Below are 13,695 nucleotides of genomic sequence, written 5' to 3'. Positions count from 1 at the left end.
AGCGCCTAATTTTTAGATTTTATAGCCAATTTTTATAAAATTTATTAACTTTTTTACATACTAGGTTCGGTAGAGCCCCTTTTTTTACTCCTTGCGAAGCTAAGATGAGGCAATGTGCTCTTTGGCGTACCTGATGATGTCGGCTTTGGCGATGAATTCGCTGTAGTAATTTAGACGAAAGAGGATTTATTTCCCTGATAAACATCATATGAAACTGTAATTAACTCATAATTTTGCCTGGAATATCATTGTACTATGTATTTGTGTAATTAATTTTGTCTAACTACTTACGGAGTCTCCAGTGTATTGCTGTCCTGATTGGCACAAGACTTGGATTCCTGAAGAAGTTTGTTCAATGCGACTAACCGCAGATCCTAGATATTTTATCAACTAGAGCGGTAGCAAATGCTTGTGGCAATCGATCTGAACCTTGAGCAATTTTAGCAACCTTACTACTGAAGGTCGCCGCCGCAAGCGGAATAAGATTTCTGGACTTACCCCAGCTCACCATAACTTATCTGTGGTTTCCTGTAATTAGCTATTGGTTAACAACTTACTGCCAAGGGGGACAGAAGCTATCTTTAGCGATCGATCCTACGTCAATGGGGCTGTATCAATCTGTTTATGGTTAGTCTGATTTGGGAGAAAAGAGCAATTCCTTTATCTTGGTCACTGTTACCAAAACGAGGCAGCAGTAATGTCGATGAACAGAGCGCAGCCCTTTCAGCGATTTTACCCTTATTCAAAGATTACAAAATCATTGTGCTGCCAGATGCGTGAATTTTGTTCAGTAGATTTGGCTTCCTGGTTGAGGGAGCAGAATGTGTATTTTTGCTTACGACTCAAACGAAATCATTGTATCGAAACCGAAAATATGATTGGGATCAGGTTAGATCGGTTAGGAATTATGCCAGGAACCTGTGTGTACTTTCAAGGAATAAAAGTCAGAAAGACTAAACCGATCGCGGGATTTGATGTCGCCTACAAATGGAAACATAACTACCAAGGGTGGACTGTTGATGAAGCTTGGTTTATCCTAACTAATCTAGGCAATTTACCGCCGGCGATAGCCGCCTACAAACAACGGATGGGAATTGAAGAAATGTTGCGAGATTGTAAGACTGGGGGCTACAATATAGAAGGAACTGGTTTAAGAGGTGAGCGACTCATTAAAATGATTCTGTTGATGGCGAGCGTCTACAGTTGTGCAATATTTCATGGAACCGAAATTCAGAAAAAGCAGGTACAAAAATATATCTCTCGCCGCAAAGACAAGCGTCAAAAATACCGGAGACGAAGTACATTTGGCATTGGTCAAGATGCAGAACAGTGGGTAAATTATTTCGAGCAACATTCTGAACTCGTTCAATAATTAATGAAACTAACTCCTAATAAACGTCGTTTTTATCAGCAGGGTATACGGGCTATAACCCTGATTGGGTCTATTTTTTAGGCCTCTTTGTCACCCCCCCAGCTGCCACACATCCTTAAATTGTGACGAATGCTGCAGCACAGACCATCCAAACACTATTGGTGTGATGTGCCTATGCTGCAAAGTTGCATCCGAGAATCGGAACAAGTAAGTGAAGCGAGAAAATTTGACTCAATAAACTAGACCTCTTGCAAAAATCCTTTTCATTAATTGATGGGACGGGCTCTTCGGCCCATTCCACAAGAGTTATGTTTTCTTGTGGGATGGGCCGAAGAGCCCGTCCTATTTATTTTTGCAAGAGGTCTACTAACATCCGTCCCTTCATTGATGAATGAAATGTCCAGATAACAGGGTCAAAAACGCGCAGCAATAACGTCAGTTGGTCATTATTCCAGTCTGAACTGTACATCGTCAAACAATCGTCTGGTAAAACATTCCCGTCCATAAAAAAGATACCTTGCAGGACTTCGGGTAACTCGGCTGGATGTTCTACTTTCATCCAATTCGCGATTTCTTTTAGTTGCTTTTTTTTGATTAATATGGTATTATTTATCATCAAAATAGTTGTAATACCACATCCGGTGGTATCGCAATTGATATTACCCACAGTCAGGAGATGACGCCGTCCCGTTTCCCTACAATCAATCGGACTATGGTTACCTCTCCGATCGAGGGCGGGGAATTATTTTGGGCTAGGGAAACGGCACGGTGCGGTGTCCAGAGTTGCCTACGAACGGATTTTTGCGAGTTAATTTATGCTGTGGATGAGGACTAAAGTCCTCACTACAAACCGAGCTTTTGGATTGATTACCGCCGCAAGTTAGGCTCAGAGGATCGGCGGACTTTGCCTACCGTACTCACGACATCCACGAGCATCTTGAGTGCGATGTCTTTACCGGGGCAAATCCGTCCCGCGCTACGATCGCCCACCGAATGAAAACCCATATGAAAAGGGCACAAATTCTCCCGCTTAGGGTTGAATTCGTATACCGTAGAGCCCCAGAAACTCCCGTCTAGCAGCCCCAGACTGAGCGGTATCAGTACCTTGGTTCCTGCGGGGAAAGTGCGCTCTTTGCCCGCTACGGTTGCGGTGAAGGGCTCTGTCGCGACTCGGTGCGTGGCAATGACGGGGGCCCCGAGGCGCGCGCATTCCAGGAGGAACAGCTCGATCGACTGGCGATCGTCCAAATCGAGCCGATCCCAAAAATCAGTCGGGTTAATTTCCGCCGTCTGCTGTCCTTTATAGGCGGGGAGAGGCTGATATCCCATTGCCGTGTAGCCTAGCTGCAGGGGGCCTTGCAGTCCCGCTATCCCCATAATCGATGTCATCAGCTTTGCCAATTCCCGCTTGGTCATGCCGTTGTTTTCCGAGCTCTCCTCTTGGAAGTCGGCTAAAGCTGGGGAATTCTCATAGATAGTCGCTGCGCGCTCGATTAAAGCTGATAAATCTCCATGTTCAAACAGGTTCAGGCTTTGCAAAAGGCTGCCGACGACGGCGAAGTAGTGCAGCGGGCTTTGGCGGGTGTAATGTAAATCGGTGAGGAGCCCGATCGACTCCTCGTCGTTTGGGTCGATCCCAAAGATGACGTAGTGCAGGTACCGGACTAAAAATCTCTTCCAACCGCGCTTGACATCGGTAAAAAACGCTCCCCCCGTACCGTGCGGCATCTCGGTATAATCTGCTGCTAGCCTCGCGAGCAACCGTCGGGCGATTTCGTCTCCCTGGCGATCGGTTGTGGCACTGTTGAAGAGATACTTCTGCATACAGCTTCTGAATGCCGCATGGTGGCTGCTACTGTCAGTTTCGCGATCGGACAGAGACAGCAGGAAAAGGTTCCTACCGCCGACATCTTGGTTGGGCGCGCGATCGGGATCGAGTACAATAGTACCCAGCCGCCATCCGCGCGCCTGGGGCGATGTGAGTGCTTTTTCCAGCGTTGCAAACTCGGACATCACGACTTGCCCCGCGCAGCAAAAATTGGCTCCGAAAGCCAGCCGTTTTACTTGCAAATACGTGGGTTGGTTGGCAATCAAACCCTCAATCAGGGCGATCGGTGGCAGCAGCGTTTTGCTAAGACTTTCTTCCGGGTTTTGCAAAGCCCAAGCCTGAAACTCGTTCAGTGCCGGGTTCATCAGCGATGAGAAAATAGTATCTAAATTTAGGTTCATCATAATTCCTCCGAGATCCACTCGCTATAACGCGCTTCGCATTTAGCAGCAACAGGGTATTGAGCGGCAATTGAGCCGGATTCAATACCCCGAAATTTGCCAAAATCAGTAAGTATAACTATAGCCATTTTTATTTGTAAACGCAGTGGCAATATAGATATAGTTGTACTGAATATGTCTGCGCCTAAGTGTAGCTTTGTTCCGGAGACTTGGTGTAATTTATAACGATTCCTGGTAAGTAGCTCTAATTTCTGCATCTAAAGTATTACCCCCAATCTCTGAGAGTCGCACATAAACCCGAGTAATGTGCGACTACTTGCCATTAGCTTCAGCCAAAATCGGCGACATTAATTAGACTCGCACTCACCCCATTCAGAGCAGCTAAAATTTCTCCGTTTACTGACGAACGGATGAAAGTTGTACTGTTTTCTTGAGTAAGGGACAGTTGCGAGAAAGTAAGATTGTTGCCTAGATAAAGCAAATCTTTTCCGTCTTGAAAATCCCAGATAATATCGATACCAGAATTGGGAGATAGCAAGAAGCGATCGCTCCCATTCCCTCCGATCAAAGTGTCATCTCCATCTTCACAGAATAGGAAGTCGTCGCCGTCACCCCCAATAATAGTATCATTTCCCTTGCCTCCGCGCAAAGTATCATTGTCAGTGCTGCCATCTAGCAGATCGTCGCCTCGGTTTCCAAAGATAATATCGCCACCATCGCTACCTGTAATGGTATCAATTCCCTTGCCGCCGTAAAGGGTATCGTCGTCAAAACCGCCATTGATTAAGTCATTGCCTTGATTGGCATTAATCCAGTCATTGCCGTTAAAACCAAATATCAAATCATTGCCATTTTTGCCACTTAAAACGTCATCGCTGCTGTCGCCGCCTAGAGTATCGTCGCCATCAGTACCGATTTTTTGATTGGGGGAATTGTTGACTAATTCTATGCCGCTATCTGGGAAAGGTTCAGTCGCAGTGAAGTCACTGTTTATACTCTTGCGAATTGTGGGGTTGTTGACGTTTGCCGATTGAATTTGTGCGTCTAAGGATGTGCCTGTATTTTCTGCGATCGCCTCCTGAATTGTCTTATTTCCGGCTGCGACTTGCTGCAAGTCTTTAGCGACTTCACCTTGTTCTACCTGTTGAACTTGGGCTATTTTAGTAGCTGCATCTGAAAGCGGGAGGTTGCTAGAGGCGATCGCCCGTACCCGCTGATTCCCTTCAGCAATAATTTTAGCAACTTCCGGTGCAAGATCGGACGCTTTTTGTGCTTGCAGTTGAGTGGCAGCAGACTGAATGATGCTTTGTAATTGTGCGGGATTGGTTAAATCGACAGCCCCGGATTGAATTTGATTGGCAATAGTGGAAATAATGCGATCGGCAATATCGGTTTTAGAGTTAGCCGAAATCCCGCTAATTAAAATTGTCGTCAGAACAACAACGTTTTGTACCTGAATGTGCGCTGCATAAACCGCCAAACCGTTCGGATCGTTTTGAGTAATTGCCTGTAGCGGATCGTAGGCAGTCAAATCAATTGTTGACGGTACTCCAAATGCTGCCTTAACTTTAGTCTCTGCTTCATTAGGATTGATACCTTGTGCAACCATCTTCTCCATCAGAGTAGTCAAAGGCGTCACAACAGTAGCATCTGGTGTCGCTGTTAGCGGCGTTTGCTGTGGCAAATAAGTTGCAGTATTAATGCCGTCTGCAACGACAATTCTGCCTTCATCTGGTTCGAGTTCGCCGCTGTTATTTTTGTCAAATTTTGGGAGAGAGATATCTAAATTAAAGCTGCCATCGACGTTATTAATTGTAAACGGTTCCTGTTCATCTTGGATGCCGTTAAAATTTGCATCAAAGAATACCTTGGCACCGGTGATGTAACTGTTGGTAACAGTACCCACTTTTTCCGGACTAGGTTCTACACCCAACTTAGCTATCTTAATAGTTCCAACTTGTTCCGAACTAGGCTCTACACCAAACTTAGCTAACTGAAATGTAGCAAAACTTTCGTCGAGTATTGTTTTCCCAAACAACTCAACCTCAGCACTTAAGAAAGCATTGATTTGACCTGAAACATTAAAAAGTTCCTCCGGTTTGCTGATGCGAGAACCAATTTCATAACCTCGAATTTTACCATCACTCGTGCCGTTTTTTTCGCCAATATCTACTAAGTCAATACCGACTATTCCTTCAATTCCACCATTGAAATAACCAGATAAGAATTCTACGTCTAACCCCGCACCTACTGCCATCTTGGCACTAAGTTTTAGTTCGTCAACATCTTCGCCAGTACCATCAGCATTTGCGCGATCGCTGACGTAAAATCCATCCAAAACTTTGATAGCGGAATCATCAGAAAATTTGTCTTTCTTCCATTCTTTAAGACCGTAAGTATCGTAGCCAAAAGCTAGATCGGCAGAACCACTTAAGTTACCTTGTAGTGAAACGGTAAGTGGCCAAATAATCGGAAATTTTTGGCTAATATCAAAGTTAAATTCCAGGGGTGGCATATCGTAGGTCAAGATGGGAATATCTTTACCTAGCAACAGATTAATTGCCGTATTTGGGTCTTTTAAAATTGGTGCTTCTAAACCTTTGATCTTTGGGAAAGCATTGACAAACTTTCCCAGGGGATTGCTGGCTATGGAATTAAGCTGCTGGTCAATTCCGTAACTTGAATTCATTAAGAATGAAGTAGCATTTTTTAGGCTAGCATTTGACTGGGAAACATCAATATTCCCCAAACGGTAGGAGCCCATATTGAGCACCAAATTTCCGGGAGTGTTGGATATTTCTGTTGCCAACTGAGAAACACTGTCAATTTCAACAACGGCATCCAAAAAGTCAGTAACTAGCGAACCTCCCGACAGTGTAGATGCTAATTCTAGTACCGTAACTTGACCATCTCTATTCTTGTCAAACGGCTCCGCTATGTCCAGTTTAGACAGTAATTTTGTGTCTGTATTTAAGAATTCAATCACGGGTCGGAAGGGTTCGATTATATCAGCTACTTTAGCGAGAACTGGTTTGGCAAAGTTACTGACAAATGTTCCTAGATCGAGTTTAATGTTGTTGAAATCAACTGTCGGTTTAGGAAGTCCTGCAAAAGGATTGTTTGCAAGATTTGAGGGATCAAATGATAGATATATTCCTGTTGTGTTTGCTGAATTAAAATTATTAAACCCAGGCGTATTGGGTACCAATTCAGATGTGAGAAGATTGAATGGAGTTTTTAATTCACCGTTTTGATAGTTGATTTTCGGCCACTTTACTGCCAAATCAAATTTATAGGAGGGAATTGCTGCATCGCCATTAATGCTAGTTTTTGCTTGCAGTCCGAGATTGGCATTGGCAGTTACGCTAGACTGAAATAAATCTTTGGACTGATAGCTGCCATTTAACTCGGACAGGGTTAAACGGTTGCCGTCGTCAGCACCGCCGAGGTTATCTAAATCTTTGAGTTTAACTTCAAAATTGCCGTTGACTTCTGTAGGGTTTTGGTACTTATCGTCTTGGAATTCAGCTTCTAGCAAACCCAGGTCTGCTGTTGCTTTGAATTTGTCAGTCAGCCCGAAATTAAGGTCGGCTTTGACTTTGGTGCGATCGGTATCTATGTAGCAGCCAAAATCTTTATTAACGCCAATACCTATAGACAATTCATAGTCGATTAGAGGCGCTTCAATTAATAAATTAGGATCTAGGAACTGCGTGGAATTTGCGGGGAGAGCGACCTGGGATTGAGGCAAAAAATTGCTAGCAGTCTTGAATGAATTTTGATCTGAGTTTAACAGTTCTAATTTATTGATGCTTTTGCCTGAAAGTTGCAACTCAGAATTGCTATTTGAGTCAGAATTGGCTAACTGAATATTTTGCAGCGCTGCTGGAGAGAAATTCCCAACACTCTCGAATATCTTTTTAGGCGGTTGTTCGACTTTCAACCCCAAACCTGGCAATCCTAAATCGTCAGCTAATTTTACGCTATCTAGCTTGTATTTTTTGCCAATAGTAATCTGCAAGTTGCTGTCATCGGGGCTGGAATTACCGCTGACTTGAACCGAAAAATTTGACCCCAGCGCATTCTGAATAGTCGCTTGCAATTGACTCGAATTCAAGTCGCTGGCATTTTTAACCGCATTGACTAAACTGTTCTTGAAATCGCCAACGAAATTTGGAGAAACATCACTGAGTCTGCCTAATATTGGTAATTTAGTCTGCCGCAGTTGGTCGTTGACAATGCTGTCAAGCTGATTTAATCCTGTTTCTAAACCGCACCAAATCGGATCGTTTGCTGCGGGCGTCGGGTTTGCAAGTGTTGAAATTGGTGTCGGTAACACAGGTGTTGGTGTCGGTAACACAGGTGTTGGTGTCGGTAGCGCAGGTGTTGGTGTCGGTAACACAGGTGTTGGTGTCGGTAACACAGGTGTTGGTGTCGGTAACACAGGTGTTGGTGTCGGTAGCGCAGGTGTTGGTGTCGGTAGCGCAGGTGTTGGTGTCGGTAGCGCAGGTGTTGGTGTCGGTAAGGCAGGTGTTGGTGTCGGTAAGGCAGGTGTTGGTGTCGGTAAGGCAGGTGTTGGTGTCGGTAGCGCAGGTGTTGGTGTCGGTAGCGCAGGTGTTGGGGTTGGCGTATTGTCGTTATCAGTAATCGCGACGCTAACAGGGGAAATCGTGATGCTGTTATAGTTAGTATCGGTACTGGTAGCTGTATGGTCGATCGCACCCGTATGATTTCCTTCAACTGCATTGTCATCAACAGCAGCAACCGCAACATTTTGAGCGACATTCCAATTATTAGCGGTAAAAGTAAGTGCGGTAATTGGCTGAATTTGACTGCCTGTAGCTAAGTTAATCGTAACAGGTGCTGTCGGTTGAGTATTTAACAGAACGCTGTAACTTCCATTTGCAACGCCTTCCGTTGCAGTCGTACTGGTAGGATTAATCGTAATTCCAGGAGTTTCATTATCGCTGTTGCTGGCGCTGACATCATCGGGATTGAGATTGCTGTAATTAGTGTCGGTACTGACAGTCGCAGCAGTGACAATATTGTAAGTTTTACTGCCATCAGCAATGCTGTCGTCAACACCAGTCAACTTTACTGTTTGCAGTTCATTCCAGTTGGCAGGCGTGAAAGTTAAACTATTGCTAGAAACTGTTCCTTCTGCGGGATTGGAACTGATCAAATCAATGCTAACATTAGCACTGGGTTGAGTGTTAAGTTTAACGGTAAATGTAGCGCTGTCGCCTGCTTCTGTCGTCACTAATCCGCTGGCAGGATTGACCGTGACTCCGGCAGTGTCATCATTACCGATCGTAGTTGTAGCGTCAGCAGTCGTAATAGTCGGAGTCGGGCCGGGCGCAACCGGATTTGACAGAGTAACAGTAATAGTTTCATCCGGTTCAATTATGGCATCGCCCAACACATCTAAAGTAATGGTTTTCGATGTCTCGCCCGTCGCAAAATTAACCGTACCAGTAATGCTAGTTCCCCCTGAAGTGCCGCCGATATTGTTGTAATCGCTGCTGTCTGTAGCAGTTCCTCCAATTGAATAATTTACACTGCTGGCAGCATCAATCCCGCCGCTGCGAGTCACGGTAAAAGTAACGGGAGTATTGCCGCTGTTGCCTTCGGCGATGCTGGCAGTACCGGCAGCAATGGCGTAATCTATAGCATCATTAGCCGGAATAGTCAGTGTCGCTTGATTTGTTGTACCTGCAATCCCATCAGTAATCGTACCAAAGCTGAACACCGCTGTTTCGGAGTTCTCTGGGATATTGTCAGCTTTGACAGTGACAGCAACATTCTGAGTGAGGGTGTTGGTACCTGCACTGAATGTGAGAGTGGCAGGTGAAAAAGTGTAGTCTGAATTTTGGGTAGCTGTACTGCTGGGGTTAAGTGCGATCGCAACTGTCAAATCTTTGACGGGACTGCTGCTGACAGTAACGGGAATATTAACAGCTATATCCGCGTTTCCTTCTGTAGCGCTGTAGGCAGCAGCACCGAAATTCACTGTCGGTGTATTGTTGAGTAAAACCGAGACGTTGTTAGAACCATAGTTCGCTGTCGCTAAGTCTGTTTTGCCGTCAGCGTTAAAGTCCCCAACAGCAACGGAATATGGATTTGTCCCCGCCCCAAAGTTGGCGATCGCGCCAAAACTGCCCGTACCATCTCCCAGTAAAATAGAGGCATTGTTAGAATTTGTCCCGCTGTTTGCTACAGCTAAGTCTGACTTGTTATCGCTGTTAAAATCCCCGACTGTAACAGAATAGGGACTTGTCCCCGCATTAAAGTTAGTAGCAGCCCCAAAACTACCAGTCCCTGTTCCTAAAAGAATTGAGACGTTGTTAGATTGATTGTTTGCCGTAGCTAGGTCTAGTTTGCCGTCAGCATTAAAGTCTCCCGCGACGACAGACTGCGGCTTTGTTCCCACATCAATGTTAATAGGAATCCCAAAGCTGCCAGTCCCTGTCCCCAACAGGATCGATACGTTGTTAGAGTCGTAGTTTGCCGTAGCTAGGTCTAGCTTGCCGTCAGCATTAAAGTCTCCCGCGACGACAGACTGCGGATTTGTCCCCACATTAAAGTTAGTAGCAACCCCAAAGCTGCCCGTACCCGTCCCCAACAGGATGGATACATTGCCAGCAGTGTTTGCCGTAGCTAAATCTGGCTTGCTGTCCCCGTTAAAGTCACTTACAGCTACAGAAGAGGGACGATATGCCCCCGTGTCAAAGTTGGTGGCGGTGCCAAAGCTACCTGTGCCTGTTCCCAACAGGATGGCTACTTTGTAAGAGGGAAACTCCCCTCCGCTACTCTGCGGTGCAACTATATCCAGGTTGCCGTCGCTGTTAAAGTCTCCCAAGGCAAGGGAGTCGAAGTAACTCCCGTAGTTAGTGGCACTCCCAAAACTGCCTGTGCCTGTCCCCAACAGAATGGAGATGCCGTTACTAGATCCGCCACCATTGGATGTGGCGATATCTGGCTTGCCGTCTTTGTTAAAGTCTCCTACAACAACGGAATTTGGCAATGTGCCGACAGGAAAGTTGGTAGCGGAACTGAAAGTAGACATGATTAATTTACCTATTAATTAACAACAGTAATCTTTGATGTTTCGAGTTGTGAAACTAATGCAAATCGCACCTAAGCTGGCATGAGTGTCCCGACGATCGCAAGTACAGTCAGGCTGCCTCCCACAGCGATCGTTGCTATATTCCATGCCGAAAATCGACTGTTAGGATTGTGGTTGGGCGCTACTAAACTGTTCAGTTCATTCACAATCTCTTGAACTGGAAGCAAAACTATTACAGAGAAAAAACTCACTAGCAAGTATGGTTTTGGCAGTCGGGCACACAGCGCAAGCCCAAACCAAGCAAGAGTCAGCAAGAATGGACTAAAGTTGGCATCAATACCGCGCAATTTAGCCCTATTTTTAATTTTTGTAATTAATGAATAACAAAAAAGCCCGTTGAAAACAGCTCTCCAAAATGGGCTAATGTTGCTTCCCGTTGCGGCTTTGAATAGCTGCCAGTTTTTGTAAAACCAAAAAATTTGATATAGTCCGAAGGTTACTAGAAACATCACGAACAACTTAAGCCTAGAAACAGGAAAAAACATTGGTTGTGCATCTTCATTCATATCAAAAACCTCATGGTGCATACACTACTACTCGATCGGGACTTAGGCACGGGTGGTCAGAAACCGGGTTGTTTCAATAACTAGGGGTTGAGTGGGGTCAAAATATCCCAAACTAAAATTAACTTGACCGTTTCCTAATAAATTGTAAGCTGCGGGAACATTCACCCGCTGTCCGTTGATATCTTGATAAACTATCGGTGCGTTATTAATTAATTGGCCTAGCGGTGTCTCTAATATCAGTGCTGCATCGTCACGCAACCGGATGTCGTTAATACCCGTATAGTTCATCCGAATTTGACTCAGATCGGCAAAAGGTGCTACCAAAAATTCGCCCTTAAGTTGTCCTTCTGTGCCTTTGAAAACGCGGTCAATTCCTTGATTGAGTTTTGATAAACAACGCCGTTAAAAGTAGGCACATTAGTCTGCCATTGACTGGAATCCTCGCCTCAAAGAAAGTTAGCAACTCCCGGCAATTTTTCCATCCCGGAAATTGTCGGATTGGGGTTGCTGTTGGCTAAGCTGCTGCGTACAACTGAAGAAGTTGTTGCTTGGTTTCCCGGTTCATTGGGTGTGGGGAAAGCGACGAAAGCAATTTCGTTTGGAGTAAAAAAGATGCTGTGACCGGCACCTTTCACCTGGAATTTCACATTAGGGTCAGTTTGTCCAGTATTTGCAATAAAACTTAAGGGAATTTGACCGTAAGATGCCTGTTGATTTTGAGAATTCATGGCTGATACCCCTGGTTTATGTTATGCCAGCAAGCCTACAAAATCACGAGCTCTGCTGTATTGTAAATTCTTGCGGAAAACTTGCGAAAAATACAATTTTCTTGCAAAATTTCTCGGATTTTGATGAAAAATTGTAACAACGCTTGCGGACTCGGTATCTCCACCAACGCCACACCGCGCGTAGTTCTCTCTGAGGGGGGTTTTACTAACCATAATTGGCTAAAATCGATCGTCTCTATAAGGCAAAAAAACCCGGTTTCTCCGAAAAATCCTTGATATCCCGTCTGAGATATCCAGGGTTTTTGACAAGCGAATTTCAAAGGTGGTACCCGCCACGTGATTTATCCGTGGAATCAATCCAAAATCGCAAATCGAAAATCCTCAAGCCCCCGCATTGATCCGTGGGGTCAATCTAAAATCTAAAATCTAAAATCTAAAATCGATTGACCCCTGCGTGCATCCAGGACTGTTAAAGCCCATCGCGATACTTCTTAGGAGTCAAACCGACGATTTTGCAGAAGGTCTTACTAAAGTGACTTTGGTCGTGAAACCCGACTTGCTGCGAGATATAGGTTAGTGATAAATCTTGCGTTTTCAACAACTGTTTGGCTTTTTCAATCCGGCACTGGATCACGTACTGATGGGCCGTGACTCCAATTGATTGTTTGAACAAACGACTGAAATAATAAGGGCTCATCTGCACTAAATTAGCAAGTTCAGCTAAGTGCAAATCTCGCTGTATGTAGTCATTAATGTAGTTAACAACTATTTCTAATTTCCGAGGATCGAGAGTTTTTTCAAAATTTACTAAATTCGGTTTCTGTGCACAATAGCGGCGCAGTATATGAACTGAAAGCGCGTTTTTTAGTGCATCGACATAGAGAGTACCGTTTAATCCACCTGATTCGAGTTCGGTTTTGAGGGCCCAAGCAATGCCGATTATCAAGGGATCGCGGGTTTGCCAGTGCGGTATAATTTCAATCTGATTTGAATTTGTCGATTCGTAAACTGTATTGTCGAAGTCGGTAGGTTCAAGAGCGATCGCAATAAATTCATGGTCTTCGACTGCATAGGGGTGGTAATCAGTACCAGCAGCAGCGATGAAAATCTGTCCATTTTGCCACCGTTCGCTACCGTAGTGTTTCCCGTTCAGTATTGCTCCTCCGATAGTTGAAGAGAGTATCATGCCAATGCTGTGCTGTTGCAGAGAGTGTTCGGGACATTCGTTTGGCGGCTGATGGTGATATTCGACATGAATTCCCTCCCAGTTTGCCCCGTGACTTGACAGGATTGCGGGATGGGGGAGAATCGATTTCATCGCGTCTGTCTTGGCAAAATCAAGAATTAATGCTTTCTCTAGGGACATAGCTTGCACCTGGGACAGTTGCTATTATTCTATAGGTCTCAAGTTCCCGCAGTTATACAAAAGATACCTAGGGCTTAGGCTACATATCCCCGGTCTGTTGGTCAAGCTTTCGCAATAAAAATTAATGGAATTTGACCCGAGGGCGGTGTAGAGTCGATCGATCGTCGGCACTTTCATACCAGCCCTTGCGCCTACAATTAATTACTGATAGTTCTTAACTTTTAGAGCGATAAATCTAAAATCTAAAATCTAAAATCAAAAATCTAACATCAAAAATCTAATATCTAACCTCTAATATCATGTCCGATCGATTAACCATAATATCCCGGTCGGGGCGGGTTTTTGAGATGGGAGATTGTTGGCAGGTA

8 protein-coding genes are annotated in these 13,695 nt (G+C 44.8%); 1 reads left to right on the top strand and 7 read right to left on the bottom strand.

From position 1 onward, the window contains the following. Window positions 1-697: 697 nt before the first annotated feature. A complete protein-coding gene (locus QUB61_RS33895; RefSeq protein WP_333134966.1) occupies window positions 698-1,372 on the top strand; it encodes a transposase in 675 nt (224 codons plus the stop codon). 346 nt (window positions 1,373-1,718) lie between these two features. Here QUB61_RS33895 and QUB61_RS33890 read toward each other — a convergent pair whose 3' ends face one another. The 7 genes from QUB61_RS33890 to QUB61_RS33860 form a co-directional block, all read right to left on the bottom strand. Beyond that, a complete protein-coding gene (locus QUB61_RS33890) occupies window positions 1,719-1,931 on the bottom strand; it encodes a hypothetical protein (RefSeq protein ID WP_333134964.1) in 213 nt (70 codons plus the stop codon). A 308-nt stretch (window positions 1,932-2,239) separates the two neighbouring features. Continuing rightward, the gene (locus tag QUB61_RS33885; RefSeq protein ID WP_333134962.1) at window positions 2,240-3,604 is read right to left on the bottom strand and encodes a cytochrome 450; all 1,365 of its coding nucleotides are present in this window, start codon (window positions 3,602-3,604) and stop codon (window positions 2,240-2,242) included. Between the two features lie 325 nt (window positions 3,605-3,929). Next, window positions 3,930-10,667: an FG-GAP-like repeat-containing protein gene (locus QUB61_RS33880; RefSeq protein ID WP_333190312.1), complete on the bottom strand. Its 6,738-nt coding sequence runs from the start codon at window positions 10,665-10,667 to the stop codon at window positions 3,930-3,932. Window positions 10,668-10,738: 71 nt separating this feature from the next. Further along, window positions 10,739-11,233: a hypothetical protein gene (locus QUB61_RS33875; protein WP_333134958.1), complete on the bottom strand. Its 495-nt coding sequence runs from the start codon at window positions 11,231-11,233 to the stop codon at window positions 10,739-10,741. A gap of 42 nt (window positions 11,234-11,275) precedes the next feature. Next, window positions 11,276-11,605, bottom strand: coding sequence for a DUF7948 domain-containing protein (locus QUB61_RS33870; RefSeq protein WP_445300326.1), 330 nt, complete (start codon window positions 11,603-11,605; stop codon window positions 11,276-11,278). Window positions 11,606-11,679: 74 nt separating this feature from the next. After that, complete coding sequence (locus tag QUB61_RS33865; RefSeq protein ID WP_333134954.1) at window positions 11,680-11,961, bottom strand: DUF7948 domain-containing protein; 282 nt, start codon at window positions 11,959-11,961, stop codon at window positions 11,680-11,682. Window positions 11,962-12,430: 469 nt separating this feature from the next. Further along, window positions 12,431-13,327, bottom strand: a complete 897-nt coding sequence (locus tag QUB61_RS33860) for a helix-turn-helix transcriptional regulator (RefSeq protein ID WP_333134952.1) — start codon at window positions 13,325-13,327, stop codon at window positions 12,431-12,433. Window positions 13,328-13,695: the final 368 nt, after the last annotated feature.

Origin of the sequence: Microcoleus sp. C2D2 (assembly GCF_036702495.1) — a bacterium.
Lineage (GTDB): Bacteria > Cyanobacteriota > Cyanobacteriia > Cyanobacteriales > Microcoleaceae > Microcoleus.
The sequence above is the reverse complement of the archived record's forward strand: the minus strand, read 5'-3'. Positions and strand labels throughout refer to the sequence as shown.

Coding starts and splice junctions, on each gene's coding strand:
- QUB61_RS33860 (WP_333134952.1), bottom strand. CDS start 13,327: ATGTCCCTAGAGAAAGCATTAATTCTTGATTTTGCCAAGACAGACGCG.
- QUB61_RS33895 (WP_333134966.1), top strand. CDS start 698: ATGTCGATGAACAGAGCGCAGCCCTTTCAGCGATTTTACCCTTATTCA.
- QUB61_RS33880 (WP_333190312.1), bottom strand. CDS start 10,667: ATGTCTACTTTCAGTTCCGCTACCAACTTTCCTGTCGGCACATTGCCA.
- QUB61_RS33875 (WP_333134958.1), bottom strand. CDS start 11,233: ATGAATGAAGATGCACAACCAATGTTTTTTCCTGTTTCTAGGCTTAAG.
- QUB61_RS33865 (WP_333134954.1), bottom strand. CDS start 11,961: ATGAATTCTCAAAATCAACAGGCATCTTACGGTCAAATTCCCTTAAGT.
- QUB61_RS33890 (WP_333134964.1), bottom strand. CDS start 1,931: ATGAAAGTAGAACATCCAGCCGAGTTACCCGAAGTCCTGCAAGGTATC.
- QUB61_RS33885 (WP_333134962.1), bottom strand. CDS start 3,604: ATGATGAACCTAAATTTAGATACTATTTTCTCATCGCTGATGAACCCG.